The organism is Polaribacter sp., from assembly GCF_024639685.1.
Taxonomy (GTDB): domain Bacteria; phylum Bacteroidota; class Bacteroidia; order Flavobacteriales; family Flavobacteriaceae; genus Polaribacter.
The window spans coordinates 15,702-35,199 of record NZ_JAHEHX010000002.1 but is presented as its reverse complement, the minus strand read 5'-3'; the positions used below and the strand labels follow the sequence as shown (position 1 = coordinate 35,199).

At 31.0% G+C, this 19,498-nt stretch carries 17 protein-coding genes; 10 read left to right on the top strand and 7 right to left on the bottom strand.

What is annotated here, in order from left to right; all coding sequences use genetic code 11:
• Positions 1-17 precede the first annotated feature (17 nt).
• The 5 genes from Q0L44_RS01445 to Q0L44_RS01425 all read left to right on the top strand — a co-directional run bounded on the left by Q0L44_RS01445 (position 18) and on the right by Q0L44_RS01425 (position 4,224).
• Entirely contained in the window at positions 18-869 is an 852-nt protein-coding gene (locus tag Q0L44_RS01445) for a prephenate dehydrogenase (protein WP_296634275.1), read from the top strand.
• A 21-nt stretch (positions 870-890) separates the two neighbouring features.
• Positions 891-1,973 carry a bifunctional 3-deoxy-7-phosphoheptulonate synthase/chorismate mutase type II gene (locus Q0L44_RS01440; RefSeq protein WP_296634273.1) on the top strand — a complete coding sequence of 361 codons (1,083 nt, stop codon included), beginning with the start codon at positions 891-893 and terminating at the stop codon, positions 1,971-1,973.
• Between the two features lie 89 nt (positions 1,974-2,062).
• A complete protein-coding gene (gene rsgA, locus Q0L44_RS01435; protein ID WP_296634271.1) occupies positions 2,063-3,025 on the top strand; it encodes a ribosome small subunit-dependent GTPase A in 963 nt (320 codons plus the stop codon).
• A gap of 5 nt (positions 3,026-3,030) precedes the next feature.
• On the top strand, positions 3,031-3,486 hold the full coding sequence (dtd, locus tag Q0L44_RS01430; protein ID WP_296634268.1) for a D-aminoacyl-tRNA deacylase: 456 nt from the start codon (positions 3,031-3,033) through the stop codon (positions 3,484-3,486).
• A 93-nt stretch (positions 3,487-3,579) separates the two neighbouring features.
• The gene (locus tag Q0L44_RS01425) at positions 3,580-4,224 is read left to right on the top strand and encodes a YceI family protein (protein ID WP_296634266.1); all 645 of its coding nucleotides are present in this window, start codon (positions 3,580-3,582) and stop codon (positions 4,222-4,224) included.
• 131 nt (positions 4,225-4,355) lie between these two features.
• Here the strand turns inward: Q0L44_RS01425 and Q0L44_RS01420 are convergent, their stop codons facing one another.
• Positions 4,356-4,817, bottom strand: a complete 462-nt coding sequence (locus Q0L44_RS01420; RefSeq protein WP_296634264.1) for an Lrp/AsnC family transcriptional regulator — start codon at positions 4,815-4,817, stop codon at positions 4,356-4,358.
• Between the two features lie 158 nt (positions 4,818-4,975).
• Between Q0L44_RS01420 and Q0L44_RS01415 the strand changes: the two genes are divergently transcribed.
• Complete coding sequence (locus Q0L44_RS01415) at positions 4,976-6,172, top strand: aminotransferase class I/II-fold pyridoxal phosphate-dependent enzyme (RefSeq protein ID WP_296634262.1); 1,197 nt, start codon at positions 4,976-4,978, stop codon at positions 6,170-6,172.
• An 83-nt stretch (positions 6,173-6,255) separates the two neighbouring features.
• The gene (locus Q0L44_RS01410; protein ID WP_296634260.1) at positions 6,256-7,725 is read left to right on the top strand and encodes a Na+/H+ antiporter NhaC family protein; all 1,470 of its coding nucleotides are present in this window, start codon (positions 6,256-6,258) and stop codon (positions 7,723-7,725) included.
• Between the two features lie 7 nt (positions 7,726-7,732).
• On the opposite strand, the gene Q0L44_RS01405 is transcribed toward Q0L44_RS01410, so the two are convergent.
• Together Q0L44_RS01405 and Q0L44_RS01400 are read right to left on the bottom strand one after the other, a co-directional pair.
• The gene (locus Q0L44_RS01405) at positions 7,733-7,975 is read right to left on the bottom strand and encodes a hypothetical protein (RefSeq protein WP_296634258.1); all 243 of its coding nucleotides are present in this window, start codon (positions 7,973-7,975) and stop codon (positions 7,733-7,735) included.
• A gap of 7 nt (positions 7,976-7,982) precedes the next feature.
• Positions 7,983-9,902 carry a putative porin gene (locus tag Q0L44_RS01400; RefSeq protein ID WP_296634257.1) on the bottom strand — a complete coding sequence of 640 codons (1,920 nt, stop codon included), beginning with the start codon at positions 9,900-9,902 and terminating at the stop codon, positions 7,983-7,985.
• Between the two features lie 153 nt (positions 9,903-10,055).
• Here Q0L44_RS01400 and Q0L44_RS01395 point away from each other — a divergent pair, with 153 nt between their 5' ends.
• The gene (locus Q0L44_RS01395) at positions 10,056-10,655 is read left to right on the top strand and encodes a ribonuclease HII (protein WP_296634255.1); all 600 of its coding nucleotides are present in this window, start codon (positions 10,056-10,058) and stop codon (positions 10,653-10,655) included.
• 127 nt (positions 10,656-10,782) lie between these two features.
• Positions 10,783-11,835 (top strand): nucleoid-associated protein, encoded by a 1,053-nt coding sequence (locus Q0L44_RS01390; protein ID WP_296634252.1) that lies wholly within the window; start codon positions 10,783-10,785, stop codon positions 11,833-11,835.
• 1 nt (position 11,836) lies between these two features.
• Here the strand turns inward: Q0L44_RS01390 and lipB are convergent, their stop codons facing one another.
• Positions 11,837-12,541 carry a lipoyl(octanoyl) transferase LipB gene (gene lipB, locus Q0L44_RS01385; protein ID WP_296634250.1) on the bottom strand — a complete coding sequence of 235 codons (705 nt, stop codon included), beginning with the start codon at positions 12,539-12,541 and terminating at the stop codon, positions 11,837-11,839.
• 67 nt (positions 12,542-12,608) lie between these two features.
• On the opposite strand from lipB, the gene Q0L44_RS01380 reads away from it, so the two are divergent.
• Positions 12,609-15,938: a reprolysin-like metallopeptidase gene (locus tag Q0L44_RS01380; protein ID WP_296634247.1), complete on the top strand. Its 3,330-nt coding sequence runs from the start codon at positions 12,609-12,611 to the stop codon at positions 15,936-15,938.
• Between the two features lie 51 nt (positions 15,939-15,989).
• Here the strand turns inward: Q0L44_RS01380 and pruA are convergent, their stop codons facing one another.
• The 3 genes from pruA to Q0L44_RS01365 form a co-directional block, all read right to left on the bottom strand.
• Positions 15,990-17,615, bottom strand: coding sequence for an L-glutamate gamma-semialdehyde dehydrogenase (gene pruA / locus Q0L44_RS01375; protein WP_296634243.1), 1,626 nt, complete (start codon positions 17,613-17,615; stop codon positions 15,990-15,992).
• A gap of 139 nt (positions 17,616-17,754) precedes the next feature.
• On the bottom strand, positions 17,755-18,576 hold the full coding sequence (locus Q0L44_RS01370) for a class I SAM-dependent methyltransferase (RefSeq protein ID WP_296634239.1): 822 nt from the start codon (positions 18,574-18,576) through the stop codon (positions 17,755-17,757).
• A gap of 7 nt (positions 18,577-18,583) precedes the next feature.
• Complete coding sequence (locus tag Q0L44_RS01365; protein ID WP_296634237.1) at positions 18,584-19,471, bottom strand: dienelactone hydrolase family protein; 888 nt, start codon at positions 19,469-19,471, stop codon at positions 18,584-18,586.
• Positions 19,472-19,498 lie beyond the last annotated feature (27 nt).

The following is a 19,498-nucleotide window of genomic DNA, read 5'->3' as shown; positions in this document are numbered from 1 at the left end:
AATAAATTAGCAATAGAATGAAACATGTATACATGATTGGGGTTGGTTTAATTGGTGGTAGTTTTGCTATCGACATAAAAAACTACAATCCAGAAATTGTAATTCACGGAATTAGTAGAAAAGACGAAACCTTAAACAAGGCTTTAGAATTGAATCTAATTGATAAAAAAGCTACTTTGGACGATTTAGAAAATGCAGATTTGGTTATCGTTTCAATTCCTGTAGATGTTACTGTAAAATTGTTGCCAACTATATTAGATAAAATAGGCGATAATACATTAGTTGTAGATGCTGGTTCTACAAAAGAAGCAATTTGTAAAGCCGTTGAACGTCATCCAAAAAGAAGAAATTTTTTGGCATGTCATCCTATTGCAGGTACAGAAAAATCTGGACCAACAGCTGCAATTCCTGGCTTATACAAAGGGAAAACGAATATTATTTGTGAAGTAGAAAAAACAACTTTTAAGTTGCAAGAAAAAGCGTTGGCACTTTTTAATGCTATTGGAATGCGTATTCGATATATGGATCCTGTTTCTCATGATAAGCATATTGCGTATGTTTCGCACCTATCTCACATAAGCGCATTTATGTTAGGTAAAACTGTTATTAACAAAGAAAAAAATGAACGTGATATTTTTGATATGGCAGGTTCAGGTTTTGAGTCTACAGTTCGTTTGGCAAAGAGCAGTCCAGCAATGTGGACCCCAATTTTTAAACAAAATAAAGAAAACGTAATAGAAACGTTAGAAGAATACATCAATAATCTAAAACGATTTAAAGAGTTGATGCAACAAGATAATTTTTCCGAGATTTTTAATGAAATGGAGAATACAAATCATATAAAACAAATTTTAAACGGCATAAAATAAATAGCCACAATTAATATAAAAATGAAGAATACAGTAGCATTAAGAACATGGTTGGATGATATGAAGTTAGATCATCCACTAGTAATAGCAGGGCCTTGTAGTGCAGAAACCGAAGAACAGGTTTTAAAAATTGCACATCAATTAAAAGATTCTGATGTAAACTATTATAGAGCAGGAATTTGGAAGCCTAGAACTAGACCAGGAAATTTTGAAGGAGTAGGAGCTTTAGGTTTAAAATGGTTAAAGAAAGTAAAAGCAGAGACAGGTATGAAAACCTGTACAGAAGTAGCAAATGCCGCTCATGTTAAGTTGGCTATTGAAAATGACGTAGATTTACTATGGATTGGTGCAAGAACTGCAGTCTCTCCGTTTATTATGCAAGAATTAGCAGACGCTTTACATGGTACAGATAAAATTGTATTGGTAAAGAATCCTATAAATCCAGATTTGGCTTTATGGTTAGGTGGAATAGAAAGATTATACACTGCAGATATTAAAAATTTAGGTGCTATTCATAGAGGATTTTCAACCTATGAAAAATCAAAATACAGAAACGTTCCTGAATGGCAAATTGCAATTGAGTTTAAAAACAGATTTCCAGATTTGCCATTAATTTGTGACCCATCACATATTACAGGTAATAGAGAAATGATTTTTGATGTATCTCAAACTGCTTTAGATTTAAATTTTGATGGCTTAATGATAGAAACTCATTTTGATCCTGATAATGCTTGGTCTGACTCTGCACAACAGGTTACACCAACTAAATTAAAGCAAATTATGCAAGATTTAAAAATTAGAAAGCAAACAGAAACAGATTCTACTTATAGAGATTCCCTAGAAAATTTACGTGCACAAATTAATGTGGTAGATGGTCAATTAATTGATTTGTTAGCAAAGCGTATGAAAGTTGCAGATCAAATTGGTGAGCTTAAGAAAGAGCAAAATGTAGCTGTTTTACAATCTAAAAGATGGAATGAAATTTTAGGAAATATGATTCTAGAAGGACAAGAAAAAGGATTGAGTGAAGAATTTGTATTAAGAATGTTTAAGGCAATTCATCAAGAATCTATTAATCATCAAGAGAAAATTATTAAAGCTTAATTTTTTTAAATATTTAATTAAAGCCACAAATTCTTTCTGAATTTGTGGCTTATTTTTTAAATCAATTTTAATTCAGCATCTTTGTAATAATGACAGGTATTGTATATAAATCTACAGGAAGTTGGTATTTTGTAAAGTCTAATGATGGCCAGTTTCATCAATGTAGAATTAAAGGAAAATTTAGAATAAAAGGTATAAAAAGTACTAACCCAATTGCTGTTGGAGATAAAGTAGTTTTTGACCTTGAAAAGAAAGGCGATGAAGAAACAGGTGTCATTAAAAAAATTCTAGATAGAGAGAATTTTATAGTTCGTAAATCTGTAAATCTTTCTAAACAAACGCACATTATTGCTGCAAACTTAGATTTGGTTTTTTTATTAATCACTATTAATAATCCACCTACGTTAACCGCTTTTATAGATCGCTTTTTAGTTACAACAAGAGCGTATAGGATAGAAACTGTTTTAGTATTTAATAAGATTGATGCTTATGCCATAGAAGAACGTGCAGAAATTTTATATCTTAAAGATATTTACGAAGCAATAGGTTATAAATGTATTGAAGTCTCTGCTATAGAAAATACTAATGTAGTTACCTTAAAAGAATTAATGAAAGGTAAAACATCTATGTTTGTTGGGCATTCAGGAGTGGGTAAATCTACCTTAGTAAATGCAATTGCGCCAAATTTAGACTTAAAAACACAAGAAATATCAGAGCAGCATAAACAAGGTCAGCACACTACAACCTTTGCAGAAATGTTTGATTTAAGCTTTGATGCAAAAATTATAGACACTCCAGGTATTAAAGGATTTGGAGTAGTAGATATGAATAAGTATGAACTTGGAGATTACTTTCCTGAGTTTTTTGCCTTAAAACAATATTGTAAGTTTAATGATTGTTTGCATTTAAAAGAACCCCATTGTGCTGTTAAAGAAGCTTTGGAGGAAGAAGAAATTTCTTGGTCTAGATACAGAAGCTATTTACAAATTTTAGAAGGAGAAGAAGAAACAGAACATTTTAGAACAGATGTTTGGAATGAGGAAGATGATTAATTGTAATGAGAGTAGTTATTCAAAGAGTTTCTGAAGCAAGTGTTACTATAGATAGAAAAAAAGTAGCAACAATTAATAAAGGTTTATTAGTACTTTTAGGTATCACAGATGCAGATGTACAAGAAGATATAGAGTATCTAGTTAGAAAAACTGCCAATCTAAGAATCTTTAATGATGAAGATAATGTTATGAATTTATCACTTAAGGATGTAAATGCTGATGTAATTGTAGTTAGTCAATTTACGTTATTTGCGAATGTAAAAAAAGGGAAAAGACCAAGTTATATTAATGCGTCTAAACCTAATATTGCAATTCCACTTTATGAAAAATTTGTATCAGATTTAAAGGTAGAAATACAGAAAGAAGTACAAACTGGCGAGTTTGGAGCAGATATGAAACTACATTTATTAAATGACGGTCCTGTTACCATTATCATAGATTCTAAGAACAGAGAATTTTAAAAAATAATTTAATTTTATTAAAAATATTTTCCAGGGAAAATAAATTGTTATATATTTGCCATGGAAAATAAATATTAATTTAAATCTTATCGCATGAAAAAAGTATTTTTATCACTAATAATGGTTGCTTTAGTACTAACAGCTTGTAAAAGTGAAAGTAGTAAAAAGGCAATCGAAACAAAAGAAGAAGTTAAAGTAGAAGGGAAAAAGACACTCTTAAACAATGTAGACACAACTGCTTCAGTTTTAAATTGGAAGGGAACAAAACCTACAGGATCTCATAACGGAATTGTTAATCTTTTAAAAGGAGAAATTGTTTTAGAAAATGGTAATTTAAAAGGAGGAGAGTTTGTTGTAGACATGTCTACAATAACGGTATTAGATATTCCTGCAGATAACGAAGGAAATGGAAAATTAGTTGGTCACTTAACAAGTGCAGATTTCTTTAATATTGCTACATTTCCTACCTCTAAATTTATCATTACTAGTGTTGAAGCCAATGAAGGTTTATTAAATGTTACTGGAAATTTAACGATTAAAGATGTTACTAAAAGTATTACGATACCTGCTACTATTTCTTCAGTAGGTGGGGTTACTACTTTTTCTAGTGAAAAGTTTATGGTAAATAGAGCAGATTTTAATGTAAAATATGCATCTAAATCTTTCTTCGATAATTTAAAAGATAAATTTATAGATGATTTAATGGAAATGTCATTTGTAGTAAAAACAAAAGCTTAAAAAATATGAGACTAGAAAGACCAAAATGTGGATGTGGAAATACATCTGATAAAGACGGTTATTGTGATGGGTCACACTCAAACAAATAACAATAATAACTCCAAAACCCAAAACTTTTTGTTTTGGGTTTTTTACTTTGTAAAAATGGCTGTAGTGTTTTTTACACTCTCTATAGCAAAAGTACTATGTGTACTTCCAATATATTTTATTGCAGTTAGTTTACTTACCATAAATTGACGATATTCCTCGATATCTTTTACAAATATTTTTAATATATAATCATAGTCTCCACTTACATGAAAGCATTCTGAAACTTCCTCTAACTTTAATATCTCTTTCTCAAAAGTAGTTATATTTTCTTTTGTATGCTGAATTAACCTAACATGGCAAAACACTAAAAAAGATTTTCCTATTTTACCTTTATTTACAATTGCTACGTATTTCTCTAACACATTTTCTTTTTCTAATTTTTTTATTCTCTCATAAACTGCTGTTATAGATAAATCTAATTGTAAAGAAAGTTGCTTAGTGGTCTGTTTGCTATTTTGCTGAAGTAAATTAATAAGTTTTTTATCGATACGATCTAAATGCATAGGCTGTAATTCTTTCTGAATAATTAATTTTATTTTTAAAATACAGAATATATTTCTAAATATATAAAAATTGTAAAATAATAATCTATATTTTACAATTTATATTGATAAATGAACTATATAATTGTTGTTTTGTATTAACAAAATAACATTTTATTATGAGTTTTAATCCAGCAGACAGTATACAAGATTTAAAGAAATTTGGTGAATTTGGAGGTGTAAATCCTTCAATTTCAGACTCATCAACGTATACTTTTTTATCAGCAAAAACAATGTCCGATACTTTTGAGGGTAATGCAGATGGATGTTATTTATACTCTCGTCATTCTACTCCTTCAAATTTAAATTTGGCCGAAGCTCTTGCAGCGATGGAAGGAACAGAATCTGCAAATGTTACAGCTTCTGGAATGGGAGCTATAACACCTGTTTTATTGCAATTATGTAGTGCAAATGACAATATCGTTTCAAGCAGAACAATCTATGGAGGTACTTATGCTTTTTTAAAAAACTTTACACCTAAATTAGGTATAGAAACTACGTTTGTAGATATCACAAAATTAGATGTTGTTGAGGCAGCAATTACTAAAAACACCAAAGTTTTATATTGCGAATCTGTAAGTAATCCGCTTTTAGAGGTTGCAGATATCAAAGGTTTATCAGCTTTAGCCAAAAAACACAATTTTAAATTGGTGGTAGATAATACCTTCTCTCCTTTATCAATTTCTCCAGCAAAGTTGGGGGCAGATATTGTAATTCATAGTTTAACAAAATTCATTAATGGTTCTTCAGACACTGTTGGAGGTGTTGTTTGTGGAACTCAAGAATTTATAAATGATTTACGAAATGTAAACGATGGTGCTTGTATGTTGCTAGGTTCAACTTTGGATAGTCTTAGAGCCTCATTTATTTTAAAAAATATGAGAACACTTCATATTCGTATGAAGCAACATAGTAAAAATGCTTTATTTTTAGCCAAAAAATTTCAACAAGATGGAGTAAAAACTGTTTATCCTGGTCTAGAATCTCATTCTTCACATCAATTATTTAAGGAGATGATGAATACAGAATATGGATTTGGTGGTATGCTAACTATAGATGTTGGATCTTTAGAAAAAGCAAATGCTTTAATGGAGTTAATGCAAAAGAAAAACTTAGGTTATTTGGCAGTAAGTTTAGGATTTTATAAAACCCTATTTTCTGCTCCTGGAAGTTCTACGTCATCAGAAATACCTGAAAATGAACAAAAAGAGATGGGTCTTTCAGATGGGTTAATTCGATTTTCTGTTGGACTAGATAATAACATTGAGCGTACGTATCAAATGATGAAATTTTGTATGCAAGAAGTTTGTGTTTGATTGTTTTTTAGCAAAGTAAGTACATCAATTTGATTTGCATAACAAGCTGTAATATCGTAACATTACAATACAATTAATTTGATATGCAAGACAAAGAAAACAATAGTAAATTAGAGTACGATTCATCCGTTAATAATTTGACTAAAGAGTTAAGTTTATTAGAATCTTTAATTCCTGTGTTCATTTTAATGGGTTTACTTGCTTATAATATCTTTTTTGTAGAAGGGCAAGAGTGGTTTGGTGCATATACCAACCAATATATTCTTTTATTAGGTGGCTTTTTTGCAGCTATTGTTGGTTTTCTTAATAAGATCTCGATTACAATAATGGTACAAGAAGTTTGGGAAAATTGGAAGAGTGTTTTTGTGCCTATTTTAATTTTATTTTTAGTGGGTGCTCTTGCAGGATCTTGGTTGGTAAGTGGTATTATTCCTGCAATGGTGTACTATGGTTTACAAGTATTAAGTCCTGATATCTTTTTGCCTGCATCTGTAATAATAGCAGCAATAATTTCTATAGCAACAGGAAGTTCTTGGACCACATCTGCTACAGTAGGTATTGCTTTAATTGGAATTGGTAGTGCTTTAGGTATTCCATCAGGAATGATTGCAGGAGCTGTAATCTCTGGGGCTTATTTTGGAGATAAAATGTCTCCTTTATCAGATACTACAAATTTAGCTCCAGCTATGGCAGGTACAGATTTATTTACTCATATAAAATATATGGCCTATACCACTGTGCCAACTATAATAATAACTTTAGTAGTTTTTGCTATTCTAAATGCATCTATTGATACTTCTGGTAGTGCAGATGTTAGTAATTTATTAGTTACAATAGCACAAACTTTTACAATAACACCGTTACTATTCATTGTGCCTGTAATTGTGGTCTTTATGATCTTACTAAAAACAAAACCTCTATTAGCTTTAGGGGCTGGTGTTGTCTTAGCTTCTATTTTTGCTTTTATATTTCAAGGCGGAATTTTAGAAGGGCTATCAGATTCAAAATTTCAGACAATAACAACAGCAATTTTAAGTGATGTTCAAATTGAAACTAGTGATGCAAAATTAACCGAGTTATTTGCGGCAGGAGGAATGAAAGGAATGCTTTGGACAATATTTTTAATTATTTGTGCAATGGTGTTTGGCGGAATTATGGATGCTATTGGTGCATTATCTAAAATCACAAAAAGTTTATTAGTGGTTGCTAGTTCTATTTTTGGTTTGTTTGCAAGTACAGTGATAAGTTGTTTGGGTTTAAACATTGTAGCATCAGATCAGTATTTAGCACTCGTAATTCCTGGTAAAATGTTTAAAAAAGCTTATGAAGACAAAGGTTTAGCTCCGGAAAATTTAAGTAGAACCCTAGAAGACTCTGGAACTGTAACTTCAGTGCTAATTCCTTGGAACACCTGTGGTGCTTATCAGTCTAGTGTTTTAGGAGTAGGAGTAGGGGAGTACTTCTTATATGCCATTTTTAATTGGTTAAGTCCATTTACAACATTGTTATTTGCTGCATTAAATTTAAAAATTAGATTACTTAAGAAAAAGTAATTAAAAGTTACTTTTTAATCTTACTGAAAATATTAAGTGTAATTGCGGTAAAAAGAAGTAGCCAAGGTGTTCCGTGTAAAAACAAATCAAACCAATCATCTAATGCCATTCCGTGTTTTTTAGAGAGGGCATTACCACCCATAATCCAAGATATTTTACCTAGTAGGTGGGGAGGGTTAAAAGGAGCTAGCCCAAGCGTTAGACTTATTATTAAAAAAAACTTCCAATTATTTTTAAGTTTTGTTCTCATTTTAATTTTAAATAAACCAATTCCAAACTAACCCAAAACGAACTGTAAAGTCTCTATATGGATAATTAGGAGCAGAAAAATAGTTCTTTTTCGTAAAACCAGAAGTTACATTATCTACCTTTAAATAAAGTCTAGTTCTTCTTACTCTTGCATTAAAAAAAACATCAAAAGTTGGGAATCCTATAGTTTCCTCATCTTGTAATCTAAACTCAGCCAATAGAGGGTTGTATGCATTTGCATTGTATGCTGTAAAGTATTTAAAAGTAAAACCAATATTTACAAACATTGCATCTCCTTTAAACCAATTGTCTGCATAATAAAATGTGTTTCTAGTTACCAACTCAGGTACTCTAAAAACGGAACTCCCACTACTAATATTCTGATACATGAGTGTATTGTCTAATGCAAATTTCCAAAATTTAAACTCTTTATTGACCTTTACTTTTAAATAAGCAATTTGATCTTCAAATTGTGTCGGTCTACTTTGTTTATTAAAATAGGTGTAATTATCAATATTTGTAAAGTGTAAAGAACCATTTAACCATTTAGACGCTATTGAAAACTCTAGATTTCTTGTATTTATATTACTATACTGGTTTTGCCAGTTGTAGTTGTCATAACTACTTTGGTGTAGTAACATGTTAAAATTCGGTGATTTTGAGCTAAGTAATACTGAACCTTTAATAGCAAATAAACTGTCTTTTTTGTAAACAGCTGTTCCTTTTATATAATTTCCAGACAATATTCCTGAACCAGGAGTAACGGATGCATCTGCATTTAAATTGAAGTTTTTAATTTTAGCATTCCAGTCTGCTCCAAAAGAAACTGCAGTAGATTTTAGTTGGTAGTTGTTTATGACGCTAGTTGTATTTAGTATTGTGTCATATCCATAACTGTAATCTGTGAAATGTACTTTGGCTTTTACCTGCCCTAAAACATATTTTGAATTAAATTCTAAATTGAATTCGTTATTTGTGAGTTTACTTTGTGCGTTATTATCCGAAGCTCCTGTTCCATTTGTATCTCCAAATATGGAAGTTGTTGCTGTTGTTTGATTAAAATCATAGCTTTTATTCTCGTTAGTTAATACATGCCCTATTTTAAGATTGCTAAAATCTTTTTCTGTTAGTGTATCTCTTTTAGCTAATAGTTTATAACTGTGCTCTATATAAAGTCTAGAGGCATCAAATTGACTAAAAGCATCATTTAAATTTACATCTAATCGAGATCTTTGTTCGTAATTTGGATCTTCATTAATAAAGCTATCTAAAGATGAAGGGGTTAATCCTCCGTTTTCTTGGTGATAAAAATCTTGAGTTGCTAAATGCCCTCTAACTTCATATTGTTTGTTTTTAGAAGTATAATTAAAAGTTCCTCTAAAATTACCATTACTTACCAAGGCATTTCTGTAGGCTCCTAAAGAGCGAAGCCCTTTGTAGGATAGAGATACGTTTAATCTTTTTGAAAAGTTGAGCGTAAATAAAGCATCTACAACTTGGCCCTGTTGTAAGCCTGTTCTATACATTATTTCAGTAGTTGTAGTAGGTACTTCAAAATAGTTGATGTCATCAACTTCTAAATAACTTACCTGTTTTGCACTAAACCCAAAATCCGGTAAACGCAATATATTATTGTAACTATATCCTAAGTTGTTAAAGGTTTGCCCTTGGTTGTGAAAAGGCAATAACTCAAAATTATCAGTTCGTAAATAATTAAATTTATATTCTTTTTGTAAAGTAAGAGTAGTGTCTATGTAAGTTGTGTCACTGTTATGAGAAATAATCTTATAATCAGTCCATTTTGTTTTTCCAGATAAAATAACTTTGGTAGAACTTTTTGTATTTAAAGTATCAACTTTTCCGTTTAAACCAATTCTAGTAGTTTGTTCTCTCTTAGCACCTGCACCTAGTTTTCTTTGACTATGCAAGCTGCTCAGTGAAAATATAAATATCAAAAAAGAAAGTACAAACGTTTTTTTCATTTCAAAAATCAACAAAAGCAAATGTAAAATAATTAAACGAAAATTGTAGTTAATAAGTATAGGTATATCTGTTAATTATAAATTTATTTTCTTTGTAACATGTTAAAATCAAATTATAGTGGTTATCGTCTAGAAGCTGGAACAGATGAAGCAGGTAGAGGTTGTTTGTCTGGACCCGTGGTTGCAGCTGCAGTTATTTTGCCTAAAGATTTTTCTCATCCACTTTTAAATGATTCCAAGCAATTGTCAGAAAAAAATAGAGAGATTTTAAAACCAATTATAGAAGAGCAAGCAATTGCTTTTGCAGTATCGTTCATATATCAAGATGAGGTAGATGAATTAAATGTGTTACAAGCCTCAATTACAGGTATGCATAGAGCTATTGATGGCTTAAAAATTCCCCCAAAATTTATTATTGTTGATGGAAATAAGTTTAGAAACTACAAAGAAATTCCTCACGAAACTATCGTAAAAGGAGATGCTAAATTTTTAAGTATAGCTGCAGCTTCAGTATTAGCTAAAACCTATCGAGATGCATATATGAAAAAGATTCATCAAGAATTTACAATGTACAATTGGCAGAAAAATAAAGGATACCCTACTAAAGAACATAGAGCAGCTATTCGAGAATTTGGAGCTACCATTCATCATCGTAAAACATTTAAATTATTACCTGAACAACTTAAATTAAAGTTGTAATTAAAATCTCAGGTTTTATTTGTTTAGTCAATTCATTAAAATCATTAATTATTAGAATTATTTTTTATGAACAATTAGATTTTTAGCCGTAAACTTTTTCTATTTTTACCCTCCAAAATTTTTAGAGATGATTAAAAAAACGAGAGCAGAAATAACAAAATGTATTTTACATAAAGTGGCTAATAAATTTAATAGTGGCCAGAATGTTTTTTCTGAGGATTTAATTCGTTTTGATCAAGAAAGTTATGATTTAATGAAGAATTTTCTTCTAAAACCTTTTGGTTCTCTTACCCAAAGTTATCGATTTTCTCATCATGCAGATGTTCGTCTAAATGAGCTAAATAATTATGCTACAGAAATTTTTAAAGACGAAAGTGCATTTGTAGAGTTTTCTAAAAACATGGTAAATCATTTGTATGAGCAATCTAATTCTGCACAAATTAAAACAGGCGATGTTATTGTAGTTTTTATAGAAGGTATTGAGTATAAAGATGTATTAACAGAAGCTATTGGTGTGTATAAAATCGAGAATAAAGTAGATTTTTTTCAAACTTATTTAGATGATAATGAGAGTTTTGATGTTGTTGTTCAAAAAGGAATATCTACAAGAAAAATTGATAAAGGTTGTTTAATTTTGAATACTTCTGATACAGAAGGTACAGTTGTATTTTCTGTAGATAATAATAATTATGATGCCCAATATTGGATTAAGAATTTTCTAGGAGTTAAGCTTGCAGATGATTATAATTCACACACTCAAAACTATTTAGAGTTATGTAAAGAGTTTTCTGAAGAAGTTATTAAGCCTGAATTTGGAAAACAAGAGCAAGGTAATTTTTTGGCAAACACTGTGGATTATTTTAAAGAACATGAGGCTTTAGATTATCATAATTTTAAAGATGAAATCTTTGAAGAAGAGAAACACAAAGATTTATTTGAAGATTACAAGAAGCATTATGAAAATTTAAATGATGTTCTTATCAGAAATAATTTTGATGTTTCTGGAGTTGTTTTAAAGAAAGAAAAAAATAAACTTAAAACTGAAATTAAGTTAGACACCAATATCAGCATTAAATTAGATGTTGATGCTCCAGATGCAGCCTCAGAATATTTAGAAAGAGGTTACGATGAAGATAAAAAAATGAAGTATTATAAAGTATATTTCAACGAGGAAAAATAAGCTAAGAATCTATAAACTTTTCAACCTCGAAAAGAGCCTTAAAATGCTTTAAGATTTTACTTTTTATTTCTTCTATATCCACTTTCCTGTTCAATTCAACTTCCATAGAGGTTACAGCCTTACCACGAATTCCACAAGGAATTATATTATCAAAATAACCCAAATCTGCATTTGCATTTAAGGCAAAACCGTGCATAGTAACCCATCTAGAGGAACGTATTCCCATAGCACATATTTTACGGGCAAAAGGAGTACCTGCATCTAACCAAACACCCGTTTCACCTTCACTTCTAGTGCTTTTAATACCATATTCAGCAATAGTTAAAATGATTGTTTCTTCTAACAAGCGTAAGTATTTATGAATATCTGTAAAAAAGTTTTCTAAATCTAAAATTGGGTATCCAACAATTTGTCCTGGTCCATGATATGTGATATCTCCACCTCTGTTAATTTTATAGAATGTAGCTCCTTTTTCTTTTATTTGAATTTCATTTAATAATAAATTACTCAAATCTCCACTTTTACCCAAAGTGTATACATGTGGATGCTCTACAAACAAGAAATGATTTTTGGTAGTTACTGTTTCAGAATTTTTACGGTTCGAAATTTTTGTATCTACAATCTCTTGTAATAACTCAGTTTGGTAATCCCAAGTTTCTTTATAGTCTTTTAAAGTAAGGTCTTTAAGTAGTATGTTTCTGTTCATAATTTCGAATACAAAGGTAAATAATTCCTATATTTGATAGTTACATACTTTTTTGAAATTTTAATTTATGCAAAAAAAATTACGTAATCTCACAATTTTAACTTTACTATTACTCTTTGTAAATCAATTTTCAGCTCAAAATTTCTGGAGTGTTTCAGAACAATCAAAGAACTCTTTTCAAAAAAAAGACGTCTATCAAAAAGAGTATTTTCCAACTTCTTATCAATTATTAAATTTAAAACTTACTGCTTTTCAAAAAGTCTTAAAAAAATCTTCAACTCAAAATAAAACCCTTATTTACTTACCTAACAAAAGTGGGGTTTTGAACCGTTTTTTAGTTCGAGAAACGTCTAATTTTGAAACAGCACTGCAATTAAGGTTTCCCGAAATTAAATCATACACAGCAATAGGTTTAGATGATTCAACTGCTATTGCTAAGATAAGCATAGGTTATGATGGTTTACATGCAGTCATTTCTTCAAAACATGAAGCTACAACATACATAGATCCTTACTCTAAGGATAAAAACAATTACATTGTTTATAGTAGATTGGATTTACCTAAAGAAGAACAAGATTTTCAATGTTTGGTAGAAGACAATGTGAAACAAGTTGCTTCAGAACCAATATTTAATAGACTAGTAAATGATGGCAAATTAAGAACATATAGACTTGCAGTTGTTTGTAGTGGAGAATATGCTCAGTTTCATATTAATAGACAAGGAATTGCCTCGTCTGCAACTGATGAAGATAAAAAAGCAGTCGTCCTTTCTGCAATGAATACCTCATTAACAAGAATTAATGGTGTCTTTGAAAAAGATTTAGGTGTAAAAATGGTTTTAGTAGAAAATAATACAAACATTATTTTTCTAGATGCCAATACAGACGGAATTACAGATGGTACTGCGAATACTATGATAAATGAAGTTCAAGGTATTTGTGACTTACAAATAGGAACTGCAAATTATGATATTGGTCATATCTTTAGTATTGGAGGTAGTGGTCTAGCAGGTTTAGGGGTTGTTTGTAGAGATGGACAAAAGGCTAGAGGTGTTACTGGGATTTCTTCTCCAGTAAACGATCCTTATGATATAGATTATGTAGTTCATGAAATTGGCCACCAATTTGGAGCAACACATACACAGAATAATAATTGTAATAGAACTAATGCTACAGCTGTAGAACCAGGTAGTGGGTCTACAATTATGGGTTATGCTGGTATTTGTAATCCAAATGTTTTAAGTGTTGGTGATGCTTCAGGTAATAGTGATGATTATTTTCATACAGTTAGTATTTCTCAAATGCAAAGCATTATCCAGACTACAGGTAGCTGTGCTACATTAACAGATACCAATAATGCTACACCAACTGCAAATGCAGGATCAGATTATACTATTCCAAAATCAACACCATTTAAATTAACTGGAGAGGCGGATGATGCAGATGGTCTAGGTACACTTAGCTATAATTGGGAGCAGATAGATAACGAAATAGGTGAAATAATGCCACCTGCTGAAACCAATAGTGGTGGCCCTATGTTTAGGTCTTTGCCTTCAAAAACTGTAGCTTATAGGCATTTCCCTGAATTAGCAGAAAATAGTGGGGTTGGGGGTATTGGATCCTCTCCTTGGGAAGTGCTTCCCTCAGTAGCAAGAGAGTTAAATTTTGCCTTCACAGTTAGGGATAATAATGTTGGCGGAGGAAGTACAGCAAGAGATGATGTTAAAATTACAGTTGCAGATGTTGCTGCTTTTACAGTTACTTCTCAGGCTTCAGATGTTACTTGGGATGTAGGGTCTACACAAACCATTAGTTGGACAAAAAGTACTACAGATATAGCGCCAATTAATTGCGAATTTGTAAATATTAGACTTTCTAAAGATGGTGGAGTAACATTTCCAGTTGTTCTTCTTGCTAATACTCCAAATGACGGTACTCAAGATATTGTAATTCCGAATGAAGTAGCAACCAATGCAAAAATAATGGTTGAAGCTGTCGGTAATATTTTTTATAATATTAATTCAGGAGTTATTAATGTAAATTCTACAGAACCAACCTTTATTTTTACAAACACCACTGGAGATTTAAGTGCTTGTAATGTTAGTGAAGAGACGGTTAGTTATACATTAAACTTAGATTTTATAAATAATTATTCAGAAACAGTTAGTTTTTCAAGTGCAGGCAATCCATTAAATTCTCAAGTATCTTTTACTCCAGAAACAGTAAGTGAAAATGGTGATGTTGTTGTAACCATTTTAAATTTTAATGACGTAAACCCGATTAATTATACGATAAATGTTTCTGCCACTGGTGGAAGTGTTGTTCAAAATTTAGCACTTAGTTTAGATATAAACTCACCACCGTTTAGTGCCTTAACATTATCTACTCCAGAAGATAATAAGACAGATGCATTAATAGCACCAGTATTAACTTGGCAAGAAGATGATAATGCCACTTCTTACGATATCGAAATTTCTACTACCAGTAACTTTTCAAATATTATTGCTTCAGGTAGCTCTAATACAAATTCATTTGATAGTCCTGCTTTAGAGCAAGAATCAGTTTTCTATTGGAGGGTAAAAGCTAAAAATTCTTGTGGAGAAGGAAGCTTTTCTGATGCTTATACTTTTACAACGCAAAGTTGTACCTTATGTGAATCTATCGGAACAACTGAGTACGCTACAAGTACAACTTTAGTAAAATTTAACACAATTAATAAATTTTCTTCGAAGTATAATGATAATCTAGTGCTACAAGGTTATTTTGATTACACAGAGATTTCTACCAATGTAAAAAAAGATGATACCCATGAGTTAACTGTAAATGTAAATTCAGATGGAAATTATAAAGTATTGGTTAAAGCATGGATAGATTGGAATGGTGATTGTGTTTTTAACGATACAGATGAAGAATATAATTTAGGCCTTGCAGCAAATGTTACCAATGTTGCAACAGATTTAAGCCCTTTACAAATAACGGTACCTTCAAATGCAAAATTAGGCTCAACTGTTATGCGAGTTATCAGTAAATACTCTGACCCAGAAGAAAATGAATTTCCAACCTCTTGTATTAATGGTCATGATGGAGAAACCGAAGACTATACCATAATAGTAGAAGAAGCTACACCGTCTTTAGATGATGTAACTTTTAATAAGTTCAATTTATTTCCAAATCCAAATAACGGAAACTTTACATTAATGTTTGAAACATTTGACACTGCTAAAACGAAAATAGAATTGTTTGATATAAGCGGAAGAAGTGTTGCAGAGAAAGTTTTTAGAGATACAAGTATATTGTTTAAAGAAGATATTTCTTTTAATAACTTATCTAAAGGGTTGTATTTGTTAAAAATTAATAATGGAAATAAACAAACCATTAGAAAATTAGTTATTGAATAAATTAAAAAAGCCCCATCAATTTGATGGGGCTTTCTTAATTCTATCATTTTCCTAACCTAAAAATGGATATTTGTAATCTTGTGGAGTAACAAAAGTTTCTTTTATTAATCTCACAGATGTCCATCTTAATAGATTTTGTGCAGAACCAGCTTTGTCATTTGTACCAGAAGCTCTTGCTCCTCCAAAAGGTTGCTGACCTACAACAGCACCTGTTGGTTTGTCGTTAATATAAAAGTTTCCTGCGGCATCTTCTAATGCTTTAGAGGCTTGCTCAACAATATATCTATCCGTAGAGAAAATTGCACCTGTTAAAGCATATTCAGTAGAGTTGTCTACTAATTTTAAAGAAGCTTCCCATTCGTTATCTTCATAAACATAAACAGTCATCACTGGCCCAAATAACTCAGTTGTCATTGTTTCATAAGTAGCATTTTTAGCTAATATTACTGTTGGTTCAATAAAGTATCCTTTAGATTTATCATGTCCTCCACCAATAATAATTTCTGCATTTTCGTTTTCTTTTGCTGCATCAATATATTTTGCAATTTTATCAAAAGAACCTTGATGAATTACTGCATTTACAAAATTATCTGGATTTTCTGGAGAACCCATTTTTAATTCTGATGTTTGCTTTTTTAAGTGTTTTAAAACATCATTCCAAATAGAAGCAGGAATGTATGCACGTGAAGCAGCAGAACATTTTTGACCTTGATATTCAAAAGATCCTCTAGTAATTGCTGTTGCAACTTGTAAAGGATTTGCAGAATTATGAGCCCATATAAAATCTTTACCTCCAGTTTCACCTACAATTCTTGGATAGGTTTTATACGTATGTATGTTGTTACCAATTTGTTTCCAAAGATTTTTAAATACGGTTGTAGATCCTGTAAAGTGTAAACCAGAAAAATCTGGAGAAGATAAACATGCATCAGAAATCATAACAGGATCTCCATAAACTACATTAATTACACCATCAGGCAAACCGGCTTCTTTAAATAAATCTACGATAACTTGTGCAGAATATACTTGATGATCAGATGGTTTCCAAACTACAACATTACCCATTAAAGCCGCAGCTGCTGGTAAATTCGCTGCAATAGACGTAAAGTTAAAAGGTGAAATTGCATATACAAAACCTTCTAAAGGCCTGTATTCAACTCTGTTCCAGATTCCTGGAGCAGATTGTGGCTGATCTTTAAAAATATCGATCATATACTGTACATTAAATCGAAAGAAATCAATCATTTCACAAGCCGCATCAATTTCTGCTTGATGTACATTTTTAGATTGTGCAATCATAGTAGCAGCATTCATTTTTGCTCTATACGGGCCAGCTAATAATTCAGCTGCCTTTAAAAAAATAGATGCTCTTTCTGTCCAAGAAACTGAAGACCAAGATTTTCTAGCTGCTAATGCTGTAGAAATTGCGTCATCTACATGGCTTTGATCTGCTATATGATATTGTCCAACAACATGTTGGTGGTCATGAGGAGGTGTAATGTTTTTAGTATTACCTGTTCTTACTTCTTTACCATTAATATGCATAGGCACATCTACATTGCCATTAAACATTTTTTTATAAGTTGCTAACAATTCCTCTCTTTCTGGAGAACCAGGTGCATACCCTTTAACAGGTTCGTTTACTGCAACTGGAACATTAAAATATCCTCTTGCCATTTCTATTTTATATTTGATTATTTAATAGCAAAATTACCAATTTTAAATGAAATGAATTTCTTAGATCTATTTCAATTTAATAACATTTAAAACACGATGTTTTTAAAGAATAAGAAGTTATGATGTTATCAAAAAGAACTTACTTCTCAGCTGCAAGCATCATATGAGGGCTAAATGGTAATAGGTATTCATCATTTTCTGTGAGTGTTTGTAGCGCTTTTAAAGTTTTTGATTTCTTTTTATCTAACATATTTGCAAAATATTCATTGTCTAACCAAATCATACCCTCTACAGCAAAGAGATTTAAAATTTTAAAATTATGTTCTAAAAATTCTGATTTTAAATCCTGTGGTTTATGATAATAAGCATCGGCCAATAAGAAAGGAAAGTCTTTAGGGGCATTATGAATACCAGAAGTTAATTCCTCTTTACACATTTCAAAAAATGAGTTGGCATGGATCATCCCATTCATTAAACCGACAACAGTAGATGCAGTAGCATTTATTGCAAATCCTAAAATAATACCTCCTTTTTTAAGCACACGTTTTGCTTCTTCAATTGCGCTTATTCTATCCTCTTTTCTTTGCAAATGATATAGAGGTCCGTGAAGGATTACAATATCTGCAGTTTCTTTTTTTAATGGTAAATTTCTAGCTTCACCAATAGTAATAGAAAATTTATTTTTAAGTTTATTTGCTCGCTTTTGTGCGAGTTTTAAGTGTTTTTCTACTGGTTCTATTAAATGAACTGAATGTCCTTGTTTTGCAAGCCATTCACTGTATTTTCCTGTTCCACCTCCAACATCAATAATGGTGCAATTTGGTTTGGAAATGTGTTTTGCTATTAGAACTTTAATTCGTTCAAACTCAAAAATACCCATGCCTTTTTCAAGGCGGGTTTCTTCTGAAGCTTTGTTGTAAAAATTTTCTAGCTCTTTGCTAATTAATTGTTTTTTGCTCATTTAAAACTTACTCTTTTAAATGTGTTTTGAAAAAATCCATTGTTCTTGTCCAAGATAATTCTCCAGCAGCTTCATCATATCTTGGAGCGGTATTGTTGTGAAAACCATGATTTACATCAGGATAAAAATGAGCTGTGTATGTGACTTCATTTTCTTTTAAAATCTTTTCATAATCTGGCCAACCAGCATTTACTCTCTTATCTAAACCAGCATATTGTAAAAGTAAAGGTGCTTTAACTTTTGCTGCATCTTCAGCTGCAGGTTGTCTGCCATAATAAGGCACAGAAGCTGCTAACTCTGGAATTCTTACAGCCAGAATATTTGAAATATACCCTCCAAAACAAAAACCAACAACACCTATTTTACCATTACAATTTTTATGGTTTTTTAAATAGTTATAGCCAGCAATAAAATCTTCAATCATTTCATCTCTGTCTCTTTTTCTTTGCATTGCTCTTCCTTCATCATCATTTCCAGGATAACCACCTAAAGGTGCTAAAGCATCTGGAGCCAATGTAATGTAATTATCTAAAGCAGCTCTTCTACCAACATCTTTTATATAAGGATTTAAACCTCTATTTTCATGCACAACCAAGATTCCTGGTAGTTTTTTATTATCATCTTTGGGAATAGAAAGCAGGCCTTTCATTTTTTGACCACCCTTTGGAGATTCGTAATTAATCATTTTTGAATCTAATCTTGGGTCATTAGGTTGCACTACTATACTATCAATATAATTTGGAGTAATAAAACTTAGTAAAGCTGGAAGTGTAATTGCACCAACAGCATACAAAGATAACTTTGCTAAGAACTCTTTTCTTGTTAATTTGTTATGTGCATAATCATCATATAAATCAAATACTTCTTGTTTAATGTCTTCTTTTTTGATGATCATAACTTTTAATTTATCAAGTTTAATAAG